This window comes from Rhizobacter sp. Root1238 (genome assembly GCF_001425825.1).
In the GTDB taxonomy this organism is placed as follows: Bacteria; Pseudomonadota; Gammaproteobacteria; order Burkholderiales; family Burkholderiaceae_C; genus Rhizobacter.
In genome coordinates this window covers 261,921-285,456 of the sequence record NZ_LMDM01000023.1, presented here as the reverse complement: position 1 = coordinate 285,456, position 23,536 = coordinate 261,921, and the positions used below count along the sequence as shown (strand labels likewise).

The 23,536-nt window shown below is 69.0% G+C and carries 15 protein-coding genes and 2 riboswitches; of the genes, 14 read left to right on the top strand and 1 reads right to left on the bottom strand.

The genetic code is table 11. The features are described from left to right. Positions 1-18: 18 nt before the first annotated feature. The 9 genes from ASC98_RS18010 to ASC98_RS17970 all read left to right on the top strand — a co-directional run bounded on the left by ASC98_RS18010 (position 19) and on the right by ASC98_RS17970 (position 19,453). Entirely contained in the window at positions 19-1,146 is a 1,128-nt protein-coding gene (locus ASC98_RS18010; protein ID WP_056814184.1) for an NADH:flavin oxidoreductase/NADH oxidase, read from the top strand. Positions 1,147-1,664: 518 nt separating this feature from the next. After that, entirely contained in the window at positions 1,665-3,350 is a 1,686-nt protein-coding gene (locus ASC98_RS18005; protein WP_056812049.1) for an electron transfer flavoprotein-ubiquinone oxidoreductase, read from the top strand. Positions 3,351-3,540: 190 nt separating this feature from the next. After that, on the top strand, positions 3,541-4,977 hold the full coding sequence (locus tag ASC98_RS18000; protein ID WP_056810941.1) for an MdtA/MuxA family multidrug efflux RND transporter periplasmic adaptor subunit: 1,437 nt from the start codon (positions 3,541-3,543) through the stop codon (positions 4,975-4,977). A gap of 110 nt (positions 4,978-5,087) precedes the next feature. After that, the gene (locus ASC98_RS17995) at positions 5,088-8,240 is read left to right on the top strand and encodes an efflux RND transporter permease subunit (protein ID WP_056810944.1); all 3,153 of its coding nucleotides are present in this window, start codon (positions 5,088-5,090) and stop codon (positions 8,238-8,240) included. Beyond that, positions 8,237-11,428, top strand: coding sequence for an efflux RND transporter permease subunit (locus ASC98_RS17990; RefSeq protein ID WP_056810948.1), 3,192 nt, complete (start codon positions 8,237-8,239; stop codon positions 11,426-11,428). The genes ASC98_RS17995 and ASC98_RS17990 overlap by 4 nt, the downstream gene beginning before the upstream one ends. A gap of 8 nt (positions 11,429-11,436) precedes the next feature. Then, positions 11,437-12,849 (top strand): efflux transporter outer membrane subunit, encoded by a 1,413-nt coding sequence (locus tag ASC98_RS17985; protein WP_235581308.1) that lies wholly within the window; start codon positions 11,437-11,439, stop codon positions 12,847-12,849. Positions 12,850-13,027: 178 nt separating this feature from the next. After that, entirely contained in the window at positions 13,028-14,590 is a 1,563-nt protein-coding gene (locus ASC98_RS17980; protein ID WP_200952964.1) for an ABC transporter substrate-binding protein, read from the top strand. Positions 14,591-14,624: 34 nt separating this feature from the next. After that, positions 14,625-16,211: an extracellular solute-binding protein gene (locus tag ASC98_RS17975; protein ID WP_082541658.1), complete on the top strand. Its 1,587-nt coding sequence runs from the start codon at positions 14,625-14,627 to the stop codon at positions 16,209-16,211. After that, entirely contained in the window at positions 16,211-19,453 is a 3,243-nt protein-coding gene (locus tag ASC98_RS17970; protein ID WP_056810953.1) for a response regulator, read from the top strand. The genes ASC98_RS17975 and ASC98_RS17970 overlap by 1 nt, the downstream gene beginning before the upstream one ends. Before the next feature lie 25 nt (positions 19,454-19,478). On the opposite strand, the gene ASC98_RS29570 is transcribed toward ASC98_RS17970, so the two are convergent. After that, positions 19,479-20,369: a histidine phosphatase family protein gene (locus ASC98_RS29570; protein WP_082541657.1), complete on the bottom strand. Its 891-nt coding sequence runs from the start codon at positions 20,367-20,369 to the stop codon at positions 19,479-19,481. Positions 20,370-20,601: 232 nt separating this feature from the next. Between ASC98_RS29570 and ASC98_RS17965 the strand changes: the two genes are divergently transcribed. The 5 genes from ASC98_RS17965 to gcvH all read left to right on the top strand — a co-directional run bounded on the left by ASC98_RS17965 (position 20,602) and on the right by gcvH (position 23,526). Next, positions 20,602-20,823 carry an AbrB/MazE/SpoVT family DNA-binding domain-containing protein gene (locus ASC98_RS17965; RefSeq protein WP_056810956.1) on the top strand — a complete coding sequence of 74 codons (222 nt, stop codon included), beginning with the start codon at positions 20,602-20,604 and terminating at the stop codon, positions 20,821-20,823. Beyond that, positions 20,823-21,224 carry a PIN domain-containing protein gene (locus ASC98_RS17960; protein WP_056810959.1) on the top strand — a complete coding sequence of 134 codons (402 nt, stop codon included), beginning with the start codon at positions 20,823-20,825 and terminating at the stop codon, positions 21,222-21,224. The genes ASC98_RS17965 and ASC98_RS17960 overlap by 1 nt, the downstream gene beginning before the upstream one ends. A gap of 168 nt (positions 21,225-21,392) precedes the next feature. Continuing rightward, on the top strand, positions 21,393-21,653 hold the full coding sequence (locus ASC98_RS17955) for a hypothetical protein (protein ID WP_157597727.1): 261 nt from the start codon (positions 21,393-21,395) through the stop codon (positions 21,651-21,653). 33 nt (positions 21,654-21,686) lie between these two features. Continuing rightward, positions 21,687-21,771, top strand: a riboswitch (glycine riboswitch). Positions 21,772-21,787: 16 nt separating this feature from the next. Then, positions 21,788-21,899, top strand: a riboswitch (glycine riboswitch). 59 nt (positions 21,900-21,958) lie between these two features. Further along, entirely contained in the window at positions 21,959-23,077 is a 1,119-nt protein-coding gene (gcvT, locus tag ASC98_RS17950) for a glycine cleavage system aminomethyltransferase GcvT (protein WP_056812059.1), read from the top strand. 74 nt (positions 23,078-23,151) lie between these two features. Continuing rightward, on the top strand, positions 23,152-23,526 hold the full coding sequence (gcvH, locus tag ASC98_RS17945) for a glycine cleavage system protein GcvH (RefSeq protein WP_047594784.1): 375 nt from the start codon (positions 23,152-23,154) through the stop codon (positions 23,524-23,526). Positions 23,527-23,536: the final 10 nt, after the last annotated feature.

Here is a 23,536-nt window from a genome sequence, read left to right as displayed (position 1 = left end):
ACTGCCGCCAGGAGTCCGATGAACCCGACCTTGTTCCGCCCGCTCGCACTGCGCGAACTTCAACTGCCGAACCGCGTGATCGTCGCGCCGATGTGCCAGTACTCGGCCGTCGACGGATCGGCCACCGACTGGCACGTGATGCACCTTGGCGCGATGACGCAGGGCGGTGCCGCGCTGACGCTGATCGAGGCGACCGGCGTCAGCCCCGAGGGGCGCATCACGCCCGACTGCCTCGGGCTGTGGAGCGATGAAAACGAAGCCGCGCTGGCCCGGGTGCTGGCGGCGATCCGTCCGCATGCGAAGGGCGCCATCGGCATCCAGCTGGCGCATGCCGGCCGCAAGGCGTCGAGCGCCCCGCCGTGGAAGGGCGGGCAGTTGATCACGCCGCAGGACGGCGGCTGGACGCCGTGGGCGCCCTCGGCGGTGCGCCAGCGGCCCGAGGAGGCGCCGCCGCACGCGATGAGCGAGGACGACATCCACACCGTGATCGCGCAGTTCGCGAAGGCGGCCGAGCGCGCGCAGCGGCTCGGGCTCGACGTGATCGAGCTGCACTGTGCGCACGGCTACCTGCTGCACCAGTTCCTGTCGCCGATCAGCAACCAGCGCACCGATGCGTGGGGCGGCAGCCTGGAGAACCGGATGCGCCTGCCGCTGGCGGTGTTCGATGCGGTGCGCGCGGTGTGGCCGGCGCACAAGCCGCTGGGCGTGCGGGTGTCGGCGACCGACTGGATGGAGCACGACGTCGCGCCGAGCTGGACGCTGCCGCAGACGGTGGAGTTCGCGAAGGCGTTGAAGACGCATGGCTGCGATTTCATCGACGTGTCGTCGGGCGGGATCACGTCGCAGCAGCAGATCAAGCTGGGGGCGGGTTACCAGGTGCCGTTCGCACGGGCCGTCAAGGAAGCGACCGGGCTGCCGACGATGGCCGTGGGGCTGATCACCGAGCCGGCGCAGGCGGAGCAGATCCTCGTCGACGGGGATGCGGACATGGTGGCGCTGGCCCGGGGGATGCTGTGGAACCCGCGCTGGGTGTGGCATGCGGCGGCGGCGCTCGGCGGGCAGGTTGCGCCGCCGCCGCAGTACGGGCGGGCTGCGCCGCGGGGGCATGCGGAGGTGCTGGCGGGGGTGCCGTTCGGCGGACGGTAGGCCGCGCTTCCCTCTTTCCCCTTCCGGGGGGTGGTTCACTGCGTGAGGCTGCTGCCGGGTCTCGCCCCGGCGGGCGAGTCACTTTCATTTGAGCCCAAATGAAAGTAACCAAAGCAAAGGGCCTCAACACACACCATACGGTTCGTTCTGTGGGATTGTTGGCCGTTCTTCTCCACCCGGCTCGCTGCGCTTCGCCTCATGACCTGATGGTCGCGGGGGCGAGACGAAGCGACGAGCGCGAGTCGAGTGGAGAGGGAGAACAACAATCCCGACGAACGGGGATGTGCAGCCGAGTGGCAGTGTTGTCCGAAGCGGGCCAGAACGAACCGTATGGTGTGTGTTGAGGCGCTTTGCTTTGGTTACTTTCATTTGAGCCAGCAAATGAAAGTGACTCGCCCGCCGGGGCGAGACCCGGCAATGCCAGAAAAGAACGATCGTTCTTTTCCGCACCAACCGTCGATACAATGCCGCGCACCGAGACAAGCGCAGCGCCGCCGCGCAGCGACACAAGGAACGACATGACCCCTGACGCCATCCTCGAGCAACACGGCCCGCGTGAATCCATGGAGTACGACGTCGTGGTCGTCGGAGGCGGCCCCGGCGGCCTGGCGACCGCCATCAAACTGAAGCAGCTGGCCGCCGCCCAAGGCAAGGAGATCTCGGTCGTCGTGCTGGAAAAGGGCTCCGAGCCCGGCGCCCACATCCTCAGCGGCGCCATCATGGACCCGCGTGCCCTCACCGAACTGTTCCCCAACTGGAAGGAACTCGGCGCCCCGCTGAACCAGCCCGTCGCGCACGACGAGATGCTGTTCCTCAGCCAGACCGGCACGCTGCGCACGCCGCAGTTCCTGATCCCCAGCAGCCTGCACAACGCGGGCAACTACATCGTCAGCCTCGGCAACGTCGTGCGCTGGCTCGGCCAGCAGGCCGAAGCACTCGGCGTCGAGATCTTTCCCGGCTTCGCCGCCACCGAAGTGCTCTACAACGCCGATGGCTCGGTCAAGGGCATCGCCACCGGCAACATGGGCGTCGGCAAGGACGGCGAGCCGACCGGCGAGTTCCAGCTCGGCATGGAGCTGCACGCGAAGTACACCGTGTTCGCCGAAGGCGCGCGCGGCCAGCTCGGCCGGCAGCTGATCGCACGCTTCAAGCTCGACGACGGCCGCGATCCGCAGACCTATGCGCTCGGCATCAAGGAGCTGTGGGAGATCGACCCCGCCAAGGCGAAACCCGGCCACGTGATCCACTCGCTCGGCTGGCCGATGGACAACAGCACCTACGGCGGCGGCTTCCTCTACCACGCGGAAGACAACAAGGTCACGCTGGGCTTCATCACCGGGCTCGAGTACAGCAACCCGTGGCTCAGCCCGTTCGAGGAGATGCAGCGCTGGAAGACGCACCCCGCGATCCGCGCCTGCCTCGAAGGCGGCAAGCGCATCGGCTACGGCGCGCGCGCGATCACCTGCGGCGGGCTGATGAGCCTGCCGAAGTTCGTGTTCCCCGGCGGCGCACTCGTCGGCTGCGAAGCCGGCTTCCTGAACTTCTCGCGCATCAAGGGCAGCCACGCCGCGATCAAGACCGGCATGCTGGCCGCCGAGGCGGCGTTTGCCGCCGTCACCGCCGGCCGCCAGCACGACGAACTGAGCGCCTACCCGCAGGCCTTCGAGAAGAGCTGGCTCTACGAAGAACTGCAGGCCTCGCGCAACACCAAGCAGTGGATGAAGAAGGGGCTGTTCCTGTCGTCCATCATGAACGGCATCGAGCTGTGGCTGCTGCCCAAGCTCGGCTTCAAGGCCCCGCCGTGGACGATCCACAGCACGGTGCCCGACAACCTGCGGCTGAAGCCGGCCGCCGAGTGCCCGAAGATCGACTACCCGAAGCCCGACGGCAAGCTGACCTTCGACAAGCTCTCCAGCGTGTTCATCAGCAACACCAACCACGGCGAGAACCAGCCTGCGCACCTGACGCTGAAGGACGCGGCCGTGCCGGTGGGCATCAACCTCGCGAAGTACGCCGGCCCCGAAGCCCGCTACTGCCCGGCCGGCGTCTACGAGTTCGTCAAGACCGAGGCCGGCCAGGACCGCCTGCAGATCAACGCGCAGAACTGCGTGCACTGCAAGACCTGCGACATCAAGGACCCGACGCAGAACATCGTGTGGGTCGCGCCCGAAGGCGGCGGCGGCCCCAACTACGCGAGCATGTAGCCCGGACGCCAGTCCGGGGCCCCAGGTTGACACCCGGGCACCAGGCAGCAATACACCGGCAACGTTGGCAGGTTGGAATGCGGGCACGCCAAGTGCCAACCGCACTCGGCCGCCGACTGACCGCAGCGCTCCGGCGCGTGGCACAGTCGCCCATCGCCGACGCGCCCCCTCATTGCCCTCGCCCATGCCCATGGACCACACGCCGAAAGACGCCGCCACGCCCTCGCTTTCCGCCAAGCCGCGCCGACGCTGGCTGGGCACGCTGATCGCGCTGATCGGGCTGGCCTTGCTCGGTGGCGTCGCCTGGTACCTGACCCACCGCCCGGCCGCCGCCCCGTCGGGCGCGATGGCCGGCGGCCCGGGCGGCCCCGGTGGGCCGGGCGGAGGCCCCGGTGGCGCCGCCGGTCGCCGCGGTGCCGGTGCCACCACCGTCGGCGTCGCCACCGCCGCGCAGGCCGAGTTGCCGGTGCTGATCGAAGCCCTCGGCACCGTCACGCCGGCCGCCACCGTCACGGTGCGCCCGCAGGTCTCGGGCGTACTGACCAAGGTGGCGTTCAAGGAAGGCCAGGTCGTCAAGAAGGGCGAGCTGCTCGCCACCATCGACGCCCGCCCGTTCGAGATGGCACTGCTGCAGGCCAGCGGCCAGCGGCTGCGCGACGAAGCCCAGCTCGATGCGGCACGCGTCACGCTGAAGCGCTATCAGACCCTGCTGTCGCAGGACTCCATCGCCCGCCAGGACGTCGACACGCAGGCCGCGCTCGTCAAGCAGCTCGAAGGCACCGCGATGACCGACAAGGCCGCCGAAGGCACCGCGCGCCTGAACCTGGCGTACACCCGCATCACCGCGCCGGTGGGCGGGCGCATCGGGCTGCGCACCGTCGACGAAGGCAACCTGGTGTCGTCCGGCGACGCCACCGGCATCGCGGTGATCACGCAGACCGAGCCGATCGACATCGCGTTCTCGATCCCGCAGGACCGCCTGCCCGCGATCCAGGCCCGCGTGGCCAGCGGCGCGCAGCTGCCGGTCGCCGCCTACGACCGCACCCGCACCACCAAGCTCGAGAGCGGCGCGTTCTCCACCTTCGACAACCTCGTCGACACCACCACCGGCACGGTGCGCGCGAAGGCCCGCTTCCAGAACGCCGGCGGCGCGCTGTTCCCGAATCAGTTCGTCAACGTGCGCCTGCTGCTCGACACCGTGAAGGGCGCCGTCGTCGTGCCGATCACCGCACTGCGCAACGGCCGCGACGGCGACTACGTCTACGTGCTGCAGCCCGACCGCACCGTGCAGCAGCGCACCGTCACCCGCGGCCAGGCGACGGTCGACAAGGTGTCGATCACCGCCGGGCTCGAGGCCGGAGAGCAGGTCATCACCGAAGGCGCCGACCGGCTGAAAGATGGCGCGCGCGTGACGCTGTCGGCCGACCGTGCCGCGTCGGGTGCGCAAGGCGCCTCCGGCCCGGCCGGCGCCTTCCCGCCGGGCCGGCGCGCGTCGGGTCCGCGCGGCGAGCGCGGCCCGCGCGCCGCGGCCGATGGCGCGTCGGCGCCGGCCGGCTTTGCATCGGGTGCCTCCGGCGCCTGGGGCGAGCGCCGCCGCCAACGCCGCGAACAAGCCGAACAGCAGTAAGCCATGAAGCCGTTGCCGAAAGACGCGCGGGCCGGAGCGCCGGGCCGCCCCAAGCCCGGCCCGACCCTCTCGGAGGGTCGATCGCCGTACCCGGCGATCGGGGTGTCGTCATGAGTCCGTCACGTCCCTTCATCGAGCGACCGGTAGCGACCTCGCTGCTGATGGTCGCCATCGTGCTCGCCGGGCTGGTGGGCTTCAAGTTCCTGCCGCTGGCGGCGCTGCCGCAGGTCGACTACCCGACCATCCAGGTGCAGACGCTGTACCCCGGCGCCAGCCCCGAGGTGATGACGAACACCGTCACCGCGCCGCTCGAGAAGCAGTTCGGCCAGATGCCCGGGCTGCAGCGCATGAGCTCGTCGAGCGCCGCCGGCGTGTCGATCGTCACGCTGCAGTTCTCGCTCGGCCAGACGCTGGACGTCGCCGAACAGGAAGTGCAGGCCGCCATCAACGCCGGCGGCTCGCTGCTGCCGGCCGACCTGCCGGCCCCGCCGGTGTACGCCAAGGTCAACCCGGCCGACGCGCCGGTGCTGACGCTCGCGATCACCTCCGATTCGCTGCCGCTGACCGAGGTGCAGAACCTCGTCAACACCCGGCTCGCGCAGAAGATGTCGCAGGTCAGCGGCGTCGGCCTGGTGTCGCTCAGCGGCGGCCAGCGCCCTGCGGTGCGCATCCAGGCCGACACGCAGGCGCTCGCGTCGTACGGCATCGGCATCGACACGCTGCGCACCGCGATCACCGGTGCCAACGCGAACAGCGCCAAGGGCAGCTTCGACGGCCCGACCCGCACCTACAGCATCAATGCCAACGACCAGCTGCTGACGGTCGACGACTACAAGTCGCTGGTGGTCGCGTGGCGCAACAACGCGCCGGTGCGCATCGCCGACGTGGCCCAGGTCGTCAACAGCGCCGAGAACGTGCGGCTCGGCGCCTGGGCCGGCATCGACTGCGCCGATTGCGCCGCCCACCCCGACGCGCGCCCGCTGGTGCCGGCCATCATCCTGAACGTGCAGCGCCAACCCGGCGCCAACGTGATCGCCACCGTCGACGGCATCAAGCAGCGCCTGCCCGAGCTGCAGGCCGGGCTGCCGCCGAGCGTCAACGTCAGCATCCTCAGCGACCGCACCACCGGCATCCGGGCGTCGGTCAAGCATGTCGAGTTCGAGCTGCTGCTGGCGGTGCTGCTGGTGGTGATCGTGATCTTCGCGTTCCTGCACAGCGTGCGCGCCACCGTGATCGCGAGCCTGGCGGTGCCGATCTCGCTGATCGGCACCTTCGGCGTGATGTACCTGCTCGGCTACAGCCTGAACAACCTGAGCCTGATGGCGCTGACCATCGCGACCGGTTTCGTCGTCGACGACGCGATCGTGATGATCGAGAACATCGCCCGCTACATCGAGGAAGGCGAGCCGCCGATGCAGGCCGCGCTGAAGGGCGCGACGCAGATCGGCTTCACGATCATCTCGCTGACCGTCTCGCTGATCGCGGTGTTGATCCCGCTGCTGTTCATGGGCGACGTGGTGGGACGGCTGTTCCGCGAGTTCGCGGTGACGCTCGCGATCACGATCCTGATCTCGGCCGTGGTGTCGCTGACGCTGGTGCCGATGATGTCGGGCCGCTGGTTGAAGGCGCAGGACACCGCGCACGGGGACCCGCAGCACGCGAAGGGCTTCGGCGCCGCGTTCCAGCGCCTGTTCGACCGCTTCATCGCGCGCTACGACGTCTGGCTCGGCTGGGTGCTCGACCGCCAGGCGCTGACGCTGCTGGTGGCCGCCGCGACGCTCGCGCTGACCATCGTGCTGTACCTGGTGATCCCGAAGGGCCTGTTCCCGACGCAGGACACCGGCCAGCTGAAGGCCCGCCTCGAAGCCGCACAGGACGTCTCGTACAGCCGGATGGCATCGCTGCAGCAGCAGGCCGCGCAGGCCGTGCTGGCCGACCCCGACGTCGCGAGCCTGAGCTCGTTCACCGGCGTCGACGCGGCCAACAACACGATGCTGAACACCGGCAGCATGCTGATCAACCTGCGCAGCAAGCGCAGCGGCACGCAGGCGCAGATCATGGACCGGCTGCGCGAGCGCGTGCAGCAGGTGGCCGGCGTCACGCTGTACCTGCAGCCGACGCAGGACCTGACGATCGATGCCGAATCCGGCCCGACCGAATACCGCGTGTCGCTCGAAGGCGTCAGCAGCCAGGTGGTCGCCGAATGGGCGCACAAGCTGGCCGACCACCTGCGCACCGTGCCGCAGGTGCGCAACATCGTCACCGACGCCGGTGCGCAGGGCATGTCGGCCTACATCGACATCGACCGCGACACCGCATCGCGGCTGGGCATCACCGCCAGCGCGATCGACGACGCGCTGTACAGCGCGTTCGGCCAGCGCATCGTCTCGACCATCTTCACCGAGACCAACCAGTACCGCGTGATCCTCGAGGCCCAGCCCGGCCTGGTGAACAGCGCGCAGACGCTGGGGCTGCTGAACCTGCGCACCAGCTCGGGCGAGGCGACGCCGCTGTCGGCCATCGCCACCATCCGCGAACGGGCCGCGCCGCTGCAGGTGACGCACGTCGCGCAGTACCCGGCCACCACGCTCGGCTTCGACACCGCCAGCGGCGAATCGCTCGGCCATGCGGTCGATTCGATCAAGCAGGCGGCCAAGGACATCGCGCTGCCCGCCTCGGTGACGATGACCTTCCTCGGCGCGGCCGGCGCCTACCAAGCCTCGCTCGCCAACGAGCTGTGGCTGATCCTCGCGGCGCTGGTCTGCGTGTACATCGTGCTGGGCGTGCTGTACGAAAGCTACATCCACCCGCTGACGATCCTGTCGACGCTGCCGTCGGCCGGCGTCGGCGCGCTGCTGGCGCTGATGCTGTCGGGCAACGACCTGGGCGTGATCGGCATCATCGGCATCATCCTGCTGATCGGCATCGTCAAGAAGAACGCGATCATGATGATCGACTTCGCGATCGACGCCGAACGCCACCAGGGCAAGTCGCCGCGCGAGGCGATCCACCAGGCCGCGCTGCTGCGCTTCCGGCCGATCCTGATGACCACGCTGGCGGCGCTGTTCGCCGCGCTGCCGCTGATGTTCGGCGGCGGCGAAGGCTCCGAGCTGCGCATGCCGCTCGGCCTGTCGATCTTCGGCGGTCTGATCGTCAGCCAGGTGCTGACGCTGTTCACCACGCCGGTCATCTACCTCGGCTTCGACCGGCTCGGCCGGCGCGTGCGCCGGGCGGCCGCCGTGCCGGACGGAGCGGCCGGATGAACCTGTCCCGGCCCTTCGTCACGCGGCCGATCGCGACGGTGCTGCTGACCATCGGCATGGCGCTGGCCGGCATCGGCGCGTTCTTCGTGCTGCCGGTGGCGCCGCTGCCGCAGGTCGATTTCCCGACCATCTCGGTCAGTGCGTCGCTGCCGGGCGCGAGCCCCGACACGATGGCCAGCAGCGTCGCGACGCCGCTGGAGCGCCACCTCGGCACGATCGCCGGCGTCAACGAGATGACCTCGTCGAGCTCCAGCGGCTCGGCCCGCGTGACGCTTCAATTCGACCTGAGCCGCAACATCGACGGCGCCGCGCGCGAGGTGCAGGCGGCCATCAACGCATCGCGCGCCGACCTGCCGTCGACGCTGCGCAGCAACCCGACCTACCGCAAGGCGAACCCGTCGGACGCGCCGATCATCATCCTCGCGCTGACCTCGAAGACCCGCACGCCGGGGCAGATCTACGACGCGGTGTCGAACATCGTGCAGCAGAAGCTGGCGCAGGTCGACGGCGTCGGCGACGTCGAGCTCGGCGGCGGCTCGCTGCCGGCGGTGCGCGTCGAGCTGCTGCCGTTCGCGCTGAACCGCTTCGGCGTCAGCTCCGAAGACGTGCGCGCCGCGATCCAGGCCTCGAACGCGAACCGCCCCAAGGGCGCGATCGAGGACGGCGAGCGCCGCATGCAGATCTACACGCCGCCGCCGGGACGCAGCGCGGCCGACTACCGCGGGCTGGTGGTGGCCTGGCGCAACAACGCGGCGGTGCGACTCTCGGACGTGGCCAAGGTCAGCGACGGTGTCGAGAACGTCCGCACGCTGGGCCTGTTCAACGGCCAGCCGGCCGTCATCGTGCTGCTGACGCGCCAACCCGGCGCCAACGTGATCGAGACGGTCGACGGCGTGCGCGCGCTGCTGCCCGAGCTGCAGGCGCAGCTGCCGAGCGACATCGCGCTGCAGGTGGCCTCCGACAGCACCAACTCGATCCGCGCGTCGCTGCGCGAGATCGAGGGCACGCTGGTGATCTCGGTGCTGCTGGTCGTCGTGGTCGTCAGCGTCTTCCTGCGCAGCCTGCGCGCCACCATCGTGCCGGCGGTGGCCACCGTGGTGTCGCTGCTCGGCACCTTCGGCGTGATGTACCTGCTGGGCTACAGCCTGAACAACCTGAGCCTGATGGCGCTGACGGTGGCCACCGGCTTCGTCGTCGACGACGCGATCGTCGTGCTGGAGAACACCAGCCGCCACATCGAGGCCGGCATGGACCGCTTCGAAGCCGCACTGCTCGGCGCGCGCGAGGTCGGCTTCACGGTGCTGTCGATCAGCCTGTCGCTGGTGGCGGTGTTCATCCCGCTGCTGTTCATGAGCGGGCAGATCGGCCGGCTGTTCCGCGAGTTCGCGGTGACGCTGTCGGTCGCGGTGCTGATCTCGCTGGTGATCTCGCTGACCACCACGCCGATGATGTGCGCCTGGCTGCTTCAGCGCGGCGGCCATGCCGAGAAGCCCCCGGGTCGCATCGCGCGCTTCTCCGAGCGCGTGTTCGCCGGCGTGCTGCGCGGCTACGAGCACAGCCTGGACTGGGCGCTGCACAGCAAGGCGCTGGTGATGCTGATCCTGCTGGCGGTGATCGGCCTGAACGTCTACCTGTTCCAGGCGACGCCGAAGGGCTTCTTCCCGCAGCAGGACAACGGCCAGCTGAACGGCGGGCTGGCTGCCGACCAGAGCATCTCGTTCGAGGCGCTGCAGGGCAAGCTGAAGCAGCTGGTCGACATCATCCATGCCGACCCGGCGGTCGACACGGTGGTCGGTTTCACCGGCGGCGGGCGGGCCGGCGGCGGCTTCATGTTCATCAACCTGAAGCCGGTCGGCCAGCGCAAGGACGGCGGCCAGGCGGTGATCGCGCGGCTGCGCCCGCAGCTCGCCACCGTGACCGGCGTGCAGCTGTTCCTGAACCCGGTGCAGGACCTGCGGGCCGGCGGCCGCGCGAGCAACTCGACCTACCAGTACACGCTGAAGAGCGACAACATCGCCGACCTGCGCAGCTGGGCGCTGAAGCTGGCCGACCAGATGCGCACCAAGGAAGAGCTCGCCGACGTCGACACCAACCAGCAGGACAACGGCGTGCAGAGCTTCGTCGACATCGACAAGGCGACCGCGGCGCGGCTGGGCATCACGACGCGCGATGTCGACAACGCGCTCTACGACAGCTTCGGCCAGCGCCAGGTGGCCACCATCTACGGCGAGCTGAACCAGTACCACGTGGTGATGGAGGCGGCGCGCAGCCTGACGCGCAGCCCGACCTCGCTGAACGACGTGTACATCCCGCGCAAGGCCGGCAACGGTGCCGCGACCACCGCGACGCTGTCGGTGAACCCGGCGCTGCGCGACGCGTCGGGCGGCTCGGCGCTGAGCAACACCGCGGAGACGATGGTGCCGCTGCAGACGCTCGCGCGCTTCACCGAAAGCGCGACGCCGACCTCGATCAACCACCAGGACGGCGAGCTCGCGACCACAGTGTCGTTCAACCTGCCCGACGGCGTCAGCCTGTCGGACGCGCAGGCGGCGGTGAAGCAGTCGGAGGCCGACATCGCGATGCCGGCCAACGTGCGCGGCAGCTTTGCCGGCACCGCGCGCGGCTTCCAGGATTCGCAGGCGCAGCAGCCGCTGTTGATCCTGGCGGCGATCGTCGTGATCTACATCGTGCTCGGCGTGCTGTACGAAAGCCTGGTGCACCCGATCACGGTGCTGTCGACGCTGCCGTCGGCCGGGGTCGGCGCGGTGCTGGCGCTGCTGATGTTCCGCATGGAGTTCTCGATCATTGCGCTGATCGGCGTGTTCCTGCTGATCGGCATCGTCAAGAAGAACGCGATCCTGATCATCGACTTCGCGCTCGAGGCCGAGCGCTCTCGCGGGCTGTCGCCGCTCGACGCGGTGCGCGAGGCCTGCCTGCTGCGCTTCCGCCCGATCCTGATGACGACGCTGGCCGCGGGCCTGGGCGCGCTGCCGCTGGCGATCGGCTTCGGCGAGGGCTCCGAGTTGCGCCAGCCGCTGGGCGTGGCCATCATCGGCGGGCTGATCGCCAGCCAGTTGCTGACGCTGCTGACGACGCCGGTCGTCTACCTCCTGCTCGACAAGCTGCGCCGCCGCGGCGCCGACGAGCGCCACCTGAGCCGCGGCACCGACCCGGCCTTGACCGCATGACCTCGCGCATGACCTCACGACTGACCCCCTTCGCTGCGGCCTTGTTGTTGCTGGCCGGCTGTTCGGTGACGCCGCGCTACCAGGTGCCGGACACCGCGCTGCCCGCCGGCTACAAGGAGGTGCCGGCCGCGGCGGAAGGCTGGCTGCCGGCCGCACCGGCCGATGCGCTCGACCGCGGCCCCTGGTGGACGCTGTTCGGCGACGAGACGCTGAACACGCTGGCCGCGCAGGTCGAGGTGTCGAACCAGAACATCGCGGCCGCGGTGGCCGGCTATGCGCAATCGCAATCGCTGGTGAAGGAGGCGCGTGCGTCGTTCTTCCCGAGCGTGAGCCTGAGCGGCGGCGCCACGCGCTCCGGCGGCAACGCGCGAACCTCGACCGGCACCACCTACCAGGCGGCGCTGGGCGCGAGCTGGGAGGCGCCGCTGTGGGGCAGGCTCGAAGCCGGCGTCGACACCGCCACCGCGACCGCGCAGGCGAGCGAGGCCGACCTGGCCTCGGCACGGCTGTCGGCGCAGGCGGCGCTGGCCACCAACTACTTCTCGCTGCGCGAGGCCGATGCCGAGATCGACGTCGTGACGCGCACCGTCGAGAGCTTCACCCGCTCGCAGACGATCACGCAGAACCGCTACGACGCGGGTGTCGCACCGAAGAGCGACCTGCTGCAGGCGCAGACGCAGCTCGCGAACGCGCAGGCCGACCTGGCGACGCTGCGCCGCCAGCGTGCGGTGCTCGAGCATGCGATCGCGGTGCTGGTGGGCAAGGCCCCGGCGCAGTTCTCGCTGCCACCCGCCGCCTGGCAGATGACGGTGCCGGCAGTGCCGCTGGTGGTGCCGTCGGAGCTGCTGCAGCGCCGGCCCGACATCGCCGGTGCCGAGCGCAGCGTCGCGTCGGCCAATGCGCAGATCGGCATTGCGCGCAGCGCGTACTTCCCGAGCCTGTCGCTGAGCGGCTCCTACGGGCAGCAGAGCAGCGCGGCAAGCCAGCTCTTCAACGCGAGCCAGAACCTGTGGTCGCTCGGGCTGTCGGTCGCGCAGACGATCTTCGATGCCGGCGCGACGCGCGCCCGGGTGGAAGGTGCCGAGGCGAGCCGCGATGCCGCCATCGCCCGCTACCGCCAGACGACGCTGGCCGCGCTGCAGGCGGTGGAAGACCAGCTGTCGCTGGTGCGGATGCTGGCCGAGCAGGCGTCGCTGCGCGCGCAGGCGTCGAAGGCGGCGGACGACACCGAGGTGCAGACGCTGAACCGCTACCGCGCCGGGCAGGTCAGCTACCTCGAAGTGGCGAGTGCGCAGTCGTCGGCGCTGAGCGCACGGCGCGCGCTGGTGCAGTTGCAGGTCGACCAGCAGCTGGCGGCGATCGGGCTGATCCAGGCGATGGGCGGCGGCTGGCATTCGAGCTGGACGCCGCCGCGCTCCTGAGGACCGGCTGGCGCGGCAGCCGCCCACTCGAAACCGGGGGGCCGCCGGGATTGCCCGGGGATTGCATTTGCCCCACTTCGGAGCAAGATCGCTGCAGGGAGTACGCAACACGAGCCGGCTTTGCGGCGAGTGCTGGAGATCTGCCGTGATCATGCGTCGATGGCGTCGGTGCAGGAACTTGTGGCCGCTGGCCGCAAGCCTCTGGGCCTTTGGCCTCGCGCAGGCCGGCGATCCGCTCGGCCGGCTGAAGGGATCCGACTCGGTCGTGGTCCGGCCCGGCGAGCAGACACCGCCCCGCGTCGCCCCGCCGTGCGCGCCCGGCCACTGCCCGTTCGCGGGACAGCACGTCAACCTGCTGGTGACCGATGGCCTGGCCATCGGCGCACCGATCGAAGAAGTCAAGCCCGAATTCGAGGCCGCCACCGGCGCGACGCTGACGATCGTGCGGCGTCCGATCGAAGAACTCTTCAGCACCCTGACCGCCGACCTGACCGCCGGCAGCGGCACCTACGACGCCTGCATCGCCGGCGCGTGGTGGCTGGGTGAGCTGGTCGAAGGCAACTACCTGCTGCCCTACGACCGCTTCTACAAGGACCGGCGCTTCCCGGCCTGGGACATCGAACAGGTGCTGCCGGCGCCGCGCAGCCTGCTGCAGTACGACGGGCACAAGTACATGGTGGCCAACGACCACGACGGCCAGGTGATGTACTACCGCCGCGACCTGCTGGAGGATCCGCTGCACCGGGCGGCCTTCCAGAAGGCCTACGGCCGGCCGCTCGGCGTGCCGGCCACCTGGGACGAATTCCGCGACGTCGCGGCCTATTTCAACGGCAAGGACCTGAACGGCGATGGCCAGCCCGACCACGGCGTCGTGCTGCCGCTGATGGCCGGCGTGCAGGGCATGTTCCAGTTCATGTCGCTGTCGGCGCCCTTCGTCATCGGGCCGGCCAACCCCGGCCTGTACTGGTTCGACCCGCAGACGATGAAGCCGCTGATCGACAGCCCCGGCCACGTGCGTGCGCTGACGGTGCTGGTCGGCCTGGTCGAGTTCGGCCCGAAGGAGATGCTGCGCTGGGACCTGGGCCGCGGCTGGGACCATTTCCTGGCCGGCCGTGCCGCGCTGGCCGTCACCTGGGGCGACCTGGGCGCGCTGGCCCAGCAGGCCGGCAGCAAGGTGCGCGGCAAGGTGGGTTCGGCCCAGCTGCCCGGCGTGCCCGAGTACTACGGCATCGCGCAGCGGCAGTGGCTGCGCACCGCCACGCCGAACCGGGTGGGCAACACCACCGGCGGCTCGTGGGCCGGCGTGATCTCGCGCTTCTCGAAGGCGCCGGAAGCCACCTACTACCTGCTCGCGCTGATGGCCACGCAGGCCAAGTCCGAGGTCTATGCCGCACGCGGCTGGGACGGCGTCGACCCGGGCCGGCGCTACCACTTCCTGCCGCCGATGGGCACCGCCAAGATCGAGACCTATGCGCGCGCCGGCTGGGACACGGCCGACGTGCGCGACTTCCTGCGGGCCTACCACGACACCTACACCAACCCGCTGCAGCTGCCCTACCTGCGCATCCCCGGGGCCTTCAGCTACTGGCTGGCGCTGGACCTGCACCTCGCGGAGGCGACGTCCGGGCAACTGAGTCCCGAAGCGGCGCTGAAGGCCGCGGCGGTGGACTTCGAAGAGATCACCATCCGGCTCGGCCGCGACAGGCAACGGCGAGCGTACCGCTCGTCGCTGGGGCTGTGAGCGCGGCTGCAACCGGCAGCAGGAGGACAGGCGCATGGACACGATCGTGGGCTGGTTCGCCGCAGCGGCCGCTGCAGCGTTCGCACTGGCGGCCTCGGCACAGGACGCCAAGCCGCCGAAATCGGAGGAGTACAAGACCTCGGTCGTGAAAGCCGGCGCGATCGTGCCGCCGCGCGTCGTGCCGCCGTGCAAGCCGGGGGCGTGCCCGTTCGCCGGCCAGCGGGTGACGGTGCTGATGGTGAAGGAACGCGACGCCGGCTCGCTGGGCGAACTGAAGGCCGAGTTCGAGGCCGCCACCGGCGCCACGTTGAATTTCGCGCAGGTCACCCACCAGGAGCTGTTCCCGCACTTCATGGCCGACCTGACCAACGGCACCGGCCAGTACGACGCCGCGTATGCCGGCGCGTGGTGGCTGGGCGAACTGGCGGCGGGCGACCACATCGTCTCGTACGACAAGCTCTACAAGGACCCGCGCTTCCCCGCCTGGGACATCGACGAGGTGCTGCCGGCGCCACGGCGGCTGCTGAGCTATGCGGGCAAGAAGTACATGATCGCCAACGACCACGACGGCCAGGTGATGTACTACCGCCGCGACCTGCTGGCCGATCCGCGGCACCGCGCCGCCTTTGCCACCCGCTACGGCTACCCGCTGGTCGTGCCGGCCACCTGGGCCCAGTTCCGCGACGTGGCCGAGTACTTCAACGGCCAGGACCTGAACGGCGACGGCGTGCCGGACCACGGGCTGACGCTGCACCTGAAGGTCGGTGCCCAGGGCATGTTCCATTTCATGTCGTTCTCGGCGCCGTTCGTGATCGGCCCGGACAACCCCGGCCTCTACTGGTTCGACCCGAAGACCATGAAGCCGCTGATCGAGAGCCCGGGCCATGTGCGCGCGCTCGAGGCGCTGGTCGACCTGGTGCAGTTCGGGCCGAAGGACATGCTCAGCTGGGACCTGGGCAAGAGCTGGGACCTGTTCCTGTCGGGCCGCGCCGCGCTGGCTTTCACCTGGGGCGACCTGGGCGCGCTGGCGCAGGACGAGGGCAGCAAGGTGCGCGGGCGGATCGGCTCGGCGCCGATGCCCGGCACGCTGTCGTACTACAGCATTCCGGCCGGCCGCTGGATCAAGACCGCGAAGCCGAACCTGGTCGGCAACACCACCGGCGGCTCGTGGGCCGGCGTGATCTCGAAGTACGCCAAGGCCCCGGAGGCGGCCTACTACCTGTTCGCGCTGATGGCGACGAAGGAGAAGTCGAAGGTGTATGCGGTGCGCGGCTGGGACGGCATCGACCCCGGGCGCAGCTTCCACTTCCTGCCGCCCGACGGCACGGCCCGCATCGAGACCTACCTCGACGCCGGCTGGAACGAGGCCGACGTCCGCGACTACCTGCATGCGTATTTCGAGAACTTCAGCAACCCGCTGCAGTTCCCGTACCTGCGCATCCCGGGCGCCTTCAGCTACTGGCAGGCGCTGGACGTGCACCTGGCCGAGGCCGCGGCCGGCCAGCTGAGCCCGCAGGCGGCGCTGAAGGCGACGGCCGTCGACTTCGAGGAGATCACGATCCGCCTCGGCCGCGAAGCCCAGCGGCGCGTCTACCGGGCCTCGCTCGGCCTGCCGCGGTGATGGACTGGCGCCGGCGCGTCATCAGCCCGGGCGTCGGCGACAAGCTGACGATGGGCTTCGGCGCGCTGGCCGGCGTCACCCTGCTGGTGATCGCGCTGGGCTGGATCGGCGGGCAGCGCCTGGCCGACGACATCGCGCTGGCCGAGAACCTGCGGCGCCCCGCGCTGCTCGCGTCGACCCAGGCGCAGGCCAGCCTGCTGAGCATGCAGCTGCACGTGCGCGGCTACCTGGTGCTGAGCGATCCGCAGGACGTGCTGCAGTACCACGCGGCTCGCCGCAGTTTCGAGAACAGCCTGGCCTTGCTGCAGGCGATGTCGAACCGCTGGCCTGAAGCGGAGGCGGCCCGCTCGCTCGAGGCGCTGACCGCCGAGTACGACGCCTGGGTGCAGTTGCCGCAGCGCCTGTTCGCATTGCACGACGACCCGCTGAAGAACCGGGCGGCGCTGCGGCTGTCGCGCCTGGAGGTGCAATCGCGGCGCGTGCAGGCGCTGGATGCGCTCGGCCGCATCGTCGAGGCGCAGAAGGCGCGCGCGGCCAGCGCCGAGCACCGCGCGCTGGTCGAGGACCTGCTGCGCTTCCAGACCTCGTTCGACGCGATGGTCACCAACCTGATCGCGTTCGGCGCGTCGGGCGAGTTGAACTTCAAGCTGGCCTACGGGCCGCAGCTGTCCACCAATGCGTCGGCCTGGACGGCCGTGTCGGCACGCCGCGGCCTGCTCGATGCGCAGCAGAGCCGGCTGCTCGACGACATCGCCCGGCTGCGCTCGGAGATCGCCCAGCTCGCGCTGCAGATCGGCGCCATCGTCAACGGCGAGCATGCCTACGAGGACCTGTACCTCTACCGCACCGAGGTCGCGCCGCAGGCCGCCGCGATGCTGCAGCGCCTGGCCGAGCTGACGCGCATGCAGGAGGGCCAGCTGGACGGCGCGCTGACCGGCCTGGTCGGCGGCATCGCACGCGCGCGGGCGGTGGCCGGCGCGGTCGGGCTGATCGCGGTGCTGGCGGCGATCGCGCTCGCCTGGGGCTTTCGCCGCAACATCGTCGGGCCGGTGCACCGCCTGACCGGCGTGGCCGAACGCGTGGCGGCCGGCGACCTGCTGGCGCGGGCCGAGCCGGAATCGCAGGACGAGATCGGCGTGCTGGCGGCAAGCTTCAACACGATGACGCAGCGGCTGGCCGACACCATCGCGCACCTGGAGCGCGTGTTCGCCGAGGCCCGGCACGCGCGCGACGCGGCCGAGGAGGCCAACCAGGCGAAGAGCGAGTTCCTGGCCAACATGAGCCACGAGATCCGCACGCCGATGAACGCCATCCTCGGCATGTCGCACCTGGCGCTGCAGAGCGGGCTGGACCCCCAGCAGCTCAACTACGTGCAGAAGGTGCACCGGGCCGCCGAGTCGCTGCTGGGGATCATCAACGACATCCTCGATTTCTCGAAGATCGAGGCGGGGCACCTGGACATGGAGCAGGTGCCGTTCGAGCTCGGTGCGGTGCTCGACGACCTGGCCACGCAGGTGGGGATGCATGCCGAGGAGAAGGGGCTGGAGCTGGTGTTCGCGCTGCCGCCCGATCTGCCGGCCACCCTGGAGGGCGACCCGTTCCGGCTCGGGCAGGTGCTGCTGAACCTGGGCAACAACGCCGTCAAGTTCACCGAGCGCGGCGAGGTCGTCGTCAAGGTCGACGCGATCGAACGCACGGCCGACGACGTGCTGCTGCGCTTCGAAGTGCGCGACAGCGGCATCGGCATCACCGCCGAGCAGCAGGCGCGGCTGTTCAAGCCGTTCTCGCAGGCCGACAGCTCGACCAGCCGGCGCTATGGCGGCACCGGGCTCGGGCTGGTGATCTCCAGCAACCTGGTGCGCATGATGGGCGGGCAGATCGGGCTCGACAGCGCGCCCGGCCGCGGCAGCCGCTTCCATTTCAGCGCCCGCTTCCGGCTGCCGCCGCAGGGCGCGACCGACGACGACCCGCGCCGGGTCGAGCGCGTGCGCGGGTTGCGCGTGCTGGTGGCCGACGACAACGACGTGGCCCGCGAGCTGTTGGCGCAGATGACGGCCGCGTTCGGCATGCTGCCGTCGACGGTGGGCGACGGCGAAGCGGCGCTGCGGGCCATCGCGGAGGCGGACCGCAGCGACGCGCCGGTCGAACTGCTGCTGCTCGACTGGAAGATGCCGGGGCTGGACGGCGTCGACTGCCTCGTTCGGCTGGCAGGGATGGGGCTGCGCCATGCGCCGCCGACGGTGCTGATGCTCACCGCGTTCAGCCGCGACGAGGTGACGCGCCGGCTGACGGCGGAGCGCCTGTCGGCGGCGGCGACGCTGAGCAAGCCGGTGACGCCGTCGACGCTGCTCGACACCTGCCTGGCCGTGCTGCACCTGCCGGGGCGGCACGCGCTGCGCGCGCAGCGCCGCGACGATGCGCTCGTGAACCAGCGGGCCGCGCTGGTCGGGGCGCGCATCCTGCTGGTCGAGGACAACCCGATCAACCAGGAACTCGCGTGCGACCTGCTGAACCGTGCCGGCGTGCAGCTCGCCACCGCCGACAACGGGCGGGAAGCGCTGGAGCGGCTGGCGCACGGGCGCTTCGACCTCGTGCTGATGGATTGCCAGATGCCGGTGATGGACGGCTATGCGGCGACGCGCGCGCTGCGCGAGCAGCCGCGCTGGCGCGACCTGCCGGTGATCGCGATGACGGCCAACGCGATGGTGGGCGACCGCGAGAAGGTGCTGGCCGCCGGCATGAACGACCACATCGCGAAGCCGATCCGGGTGGAGGAGCTGTTCGCCACCTTGGCGCGCTGGATCGGGCGGCCGGCGCTGGAACCGGTGCAGGAACCGCTGCACCCACCGGTGCCGAACGGTGGGACGGGTCTGGCGCTGCAGGACGCACTGGAGGCCCTGGGTGGCAACCGCACGCTGTACGCGCGGGTCGCGCACATGTTCGTCGAGAGCGAGACGAGCTTCGTCGAACGCTTCGCCGAAGCGCGTGCCGCCGCGGACGACGCCGGCATGGTGCGCATCGCCCACGACCTGAAGAGCGTGGCGGGAACGCTCGGCGCCACCGCCTTGTCCGGCGCGGCCGCGGCGCTGGAGCATGCGGTGTCGGAGCCGGCGCTGCAGGACGACCTCGACGAACTGATCGAGCAGGTCGAGGTGCGGCTGGAGCCGGCGCTCGCGGCGCTGCGGGCGATGGCGGCTGGAGAGCCCGAGTCCGCGCTGGACATGGGCAACGGCCGCGCCTGAGCCCGTCCTGCAGACTTGTTGATCATCAGGACAACTGAGCCAACCCTTGAAATTCGAGCTTAGGCTCCCGCTCGGAATCGTCATACAGAAACACCGCCATATCGCAGTTCCCCGCATAGGGCACCTTATCTCTGTCACCCCCTTCCGTTCTATTTTTGTCATTTGCCTCCAAAATACATGCCCGCATGAGGGTGTTGATTACCCTGCCATGATTGATGAGGAGCACCTCTCTCTCGTTTTCTGGGGTGTTTTTTACAATCCCATGCACCTCACGTAAAACCCTTTCAAGTAGCGCATTGTATTTTTCAGCGTTTGGGATGACAGGAAGATGGTCCCAGAGCTCCAACAGCCGCGAATATTCATGCATCAAAATATCCTCTTGACTCCCCCACTGCTCGTTGCGAGCCTTGTCGGAATACCCTGAGGCATCGCCCCAATCAATTTCCCTCAATCCCTCATGTGTCTGGATATTAAAGCTTGTTTTCTGACCAATTATTTTGCCAGTATGGAAGGCGCGTACCAAAGGAGAACAATGAATGGAAGAAATGCTTATTTTTTTCTGCTCCTGCAATTGATTAATACTTGAAGCGAGAGCATTTGCATCAACGATCCCCTTCTCCGTCAAATCCTCATCCGGAACTTCTGAACCGATAATTTTACCTTGCAGATTTGAGGGTGTTTGACCATGCCTCCCCATCATGACCAGAGTACCGTTCCGAGACTTGGCATCCCACGAAGAAAAATCAAATTCCATCTGACCAGGGCTGGCACCTATTAAATCAGGCGCCACTGAAAACTCGACCCTCTCAAGAAACCGACCGCCTCCTTGAGTTCGCAAGTTGATTTTTTCAACATCATTGACACCATCATAATTTCTGGGTGAATAGATAAAAGGCCTGCCAGAAGTTGGTCTCATGTTTCACTTTCCGTGTTTTCCAATCCTTCGAAGGTGGAAGTCGCCCCACACGACAACCAGCGCGAACGCGATCCATTGGATTGATCTTGCCGCGTGAGTGACCGGACACGCCAGATCGTTCCTCGTCGACCTCGACGGGCAACGACTCGATGTCCAGAAGAGCGCGGACTGACAGGTTGGGCACGGTGGTCGAGCGCGCCTTACAATTTTCCCAACAGTAAGGAGTCATTCGATGACGGAATCCACGATCACCTCCAAAGGCCAGACAACGGTGCCGGCCGAGATTCGCGAGCGTTTGGGGGCCGTCGCCGGCACGCGGCTCGTGTGGCACCTGCTGGCTGACGGCAGCCTCATCGTGAGGGCCAAGACGCGCTCGCTGCGCGACATGGCCGGCATGCTGAAGGCGCCGAAGGGCAAGAGGGTCAGCATCGACGACATGAACCCCTGGCGCTGATGGCCGCGATCGACACCAACGTCCTGATCCGCTACATCATCCAGGACGAAGATTCGCAATTCGCGATCGTGATGCGGTTGCTGGACGACTGCGCGCGCGATGGGCGACCCTTGTTCGTACCGATCACCGTCGTGCTCGAACTGGAGTGGGTCCTGCGATCGAACTTCCAGGTCGCCAAGCCCGATCTGGTCAGCACGCTGTCGCAGTTGTTGTCGGCGACCGAACTGTCGTTCCAGTCGGAGGCCGCCCTGGAAGTGGCAGTGGCCCACTACCGTGACGGCACGGCAGATTTTGCGGATTGCGTCCATGCTGCGCTGGCCGCACAGGCTGGGGAGGAGCCGCTGTGGACCTTCGACAGGAAAGCGGCGAAGGTCGACGGCGCCAAGCTGCTGATGCCGTAGCACATTCGCCGTTTCGAGGACGGCAGCCGGGCGTCAAGGCTGGCGCTTGCCCGGCTTGGTCGAGTACGGTGTTTCCTGCGCGCAGCCCGACCCGGTATCCTTGCGGATCCTGCATCGCGCCCGCGCGATGCATCGTCGACAACCTCCCAGCCCCCCCACCTCACCATGATGCGACTGATTCCCCTGGCAGCCCTGTGCGCGCTGCTGGCAGCCTGTGCTTCCGACCCGGCGCCGAAGCCGCCGGGCCAGCAAGTGGCCGCCGCCCCTGCAAAGTGCCCTGCCGACACCTCGCTCGGCAGCAACATCGCGCGCCGTGGCACCTGCCGGCCGATGACGCCCGAAGAAATCGATGCGGCCCGCGCCGATGCCGAGCGCATCCGCGACGGCGCCAGCCGCATGATGACGCCGACCGGCACCACCGGCCGCTGACGAAACGGGCTCTTTCCGGGCTAAACTCGCGCCGCCAGGAGAGAGCTTCCACGCGAAGCCGCCGAAGGCGCAGGACCGGCAGCGATGCCGGCTCGAACGCTCAGGCAAAAGGACTGGCAAGCGCCCCGCAAGGGGCGTTCCTCGCTGGAGAGAGGCTCACCCCGAGTGAGTCCACCGAAGGGGCAAGCGGTCGACCGGGATCCGGAGGCCGCCAATCTCTCAGGTAAAGCGGACAGAGAGGGCATCCCCAACGCGTCGGCCGTCATGGCGACACGTTGGATCGGTGAATGCCCTCGGAGAAGAACATGTCCGCTGCCGAACTGCTGAAGACCCCGCTCTACGCACTCCACCTCGAACTCGGCGCCAAGATGGTGCCCTTCGCCGGTTACGAGATGCCGGTGAACTACCCCGGCGGCATCATTGCCGAGCACCGGCACTGCCGCAGCGCCGCTTCGCTGTTCGACGTCTCCCACATGGGCCAGGTCCGCCTGGTCGGCCCCGACGCCGCGAAGGCCCTCGAATCGCTGGTGCCGGTCGACATCGTCGACCTCGCGGTCGGCAAGCAGCGCTACGGCTTCTTCACCAACACCAGCGGCGGCATCCTCGACGACCTGATGATCACGCGCCGCGAGACGGACCTGCTGGTCATCGTCAACGCCGCCTGCAAGGACGCCGACATCAGGCACATGGTGACCCACATCGGCCACAAGTGCACCGTGCAGCCGCTGCCCGACCGCGCGCTGCTCGCGCTGCAGGGCCCGCAGGCCGTCAAGGCGCTCGCGCGTCTGAATGCCGATGCCGCCTCGCTCACCTTCATGACCGGCCGCGCGCTGACGCTGGCCGGTGCCGACTGCTTCGTGACCCGCTCCGGCTACACCGGCGAAGACGGCTTCGAGATCTCGGTCGCCGCCGACCAGGCCGAGGCGCTTGCCCGCACGCTGCTTGCGCAGCCCGAGGTCAAGCCCTGCGGCCTCGGCGCGCGCGACACGCTGCGCCTGGAAGCCGGGCTGTGCCTGTACGGTCACGACATCGACGAGAAGACCACGCCGGTCGAGGCCGGCCTGACCTGGGCGATCCAGAAGGTGCGCCGCGCCGGCGGCGCGCGCCATGGCGGCTACCCCGGTGCCGGCGTGATCGACGGCCAGCTTGCCCACGGCCCGACCAACAAGCGCGTCGGCCTGCTCGGCCTCGAGCGCGTGCCGGTGCGCGAAGGCGCCACCATCGTCGACGGCCAGGGCCACAAGCTCGGCCACGTGACCAGCGGCACGCTGTCGCCCAGCGTCGACCAGCCGATCGCGATGGCCTACCTCGCCGGCAACCACGCACTGCCGCACCACGAGGTGTTCGCCGAGGTGCGCGGCAAGCGGCAGCCGATGCGCGTCGCGCCGATGCCGTTCTCGCCGCACCGCTATTTCCGCGGCTGATCGCCGCCGTCGATCGCGCTGCCGGTCAGCGTCCCTTCCCCTTTTTTTCGACTTCGTCCCCCAAGGAGCTTTAGATGACGACCATGTACACGCCCGACCACGAGTGGATCAACATCGAAGACCACGAGGCCGCCACCGTCGGCATCACGATCCACGCGCAGGACGCGCTGGGCGACGTGGTCTTCGTCGACCTGCCGGAAGTCGGCCGCAGCTTCAAGAAGGGCGAAGTCGCCGGGGTCGTCGAATCGGTGAAGGCCGCAGCCGACCTGTACATGCCGGTGGCCGGCGAGATCGTCGAGGTCAATGAAGCGCTGCGCGCCGACCCGTCGCTCGCCAACAGCGACCCGCTGGGCAACGGCTGGTTCTTCAAGGTGCACGTCACCGACATGGGCGAGTTCGACCAGCTGATGGACCAGCCGGCTTACGACGAGCTCGTGAAAAACGCCTGAGGCTTGCCGC

What these genes read in the sequence shown, in the direction of transcription:
- ASC98_RS17990 (WP_056810948.1), top strand. Translation starts at nt 8,237, where the DNA reads ATGAACCTGTCCCGGCCCTTCGTCACGCGGCCGATCGCGACGGTGCTG.
- ASC98_RS17955 (WP_157597727.1), top strand. Translation starts at nt 21,393, where the DNA reads ATGCGACTGATTCCCCTGGCAGCCCTGTGCGCGCTGCTGGCAGCCTGT.
- ASC98_RS18010 (WP_056814184.1), top strand. Translation starts at nt 19, where the DNA reads ATGAACCCGACCTTGTTCCGCCCGCTCGCACTGCGCGAACTTCAACTG.
- ASC98_RS17985 (WP_235581308.1), top strand. Translation starts at nt 11,437, where the DNA reads ATGACCTCACGACTGACCCCCTTCGCTGCGGCCTTGTTGTTGCTGGCC.
- gcvH (WP_047594784.1), top strand. Translation starts at nt 23,152, where the DNA reads ATGACGACCATGTACACGCCCGACCACGAGTGGATCAACATCGAAGAC.
- ASC98_RS17960 (WP_056810959.1), top strand. Translation starts at nt 20,823, where the DNA reads ATGGCCGCGATCGACACCAACGTCCTGATCCGCTACATCATCCAGGAC.
- ASC98_RS17965 (WP_056810956.1), top strand. Translation starts at nt 20,602, where the DNA reads ATGACGGAATCCACGATCACCTCCAAAGGCCAGACAACGGTGCCGGCC.
- ASC98_RS17975 (WP_082541658.1), top strand. Translation starts at nt 14,625, where the DNA reads ATGGACACGATCGTGGGCTGGTTCGCCGCAGCGGCCGCTGCAGCGTTC.
- ASC98_RS18000 (WP_056810941.1), top strand. Translation starts at nt 3,541, where the DNA reads ATGGACCACACGCCGAAAGACGCCGCCACGCCCTCGCTTTCCGCCAAG.
- ASC98_RS18005 (WP_056812049.1), top strand. Translation starts at nt 1,665, where the DNA reads ATGACCCCTGACGCCATCCTCGAGCAACACGGCCCGCGTGAATCCATG.
- ASC98_RS29570 (WP_082541657.1), bottom strand. Translation starts at nt 20,369, where the DNA reads ATGAGACCAACTTCTGGCAGGCCTTTTATCTATTCACCCAGAAATTAT.
- ASC98_RS17970 (WP_056810953.1), top strand. Translation starts at nt 16,211, where the DNA reads ATGGACTGGCGCCGGCGCGTCATCAGCCCGGGCGTCGGCGACAAGCTG.
- ASC98_RS17995 (WP_056810944.1), top strand. Translation starts at nt 5,088, where the DNA reads ATGAGTCCGTCACGTCCCTTCATCGAGCGACCGGTAGCGACCTCGCTG.
- gcvT (WP_056812059.1), top strand. Translation starts at nt 21,959, where the DNA reads ATGTCCGCTGCCGAACTGCTGAAGACCCCGCTCTACGCACTCCACCTC.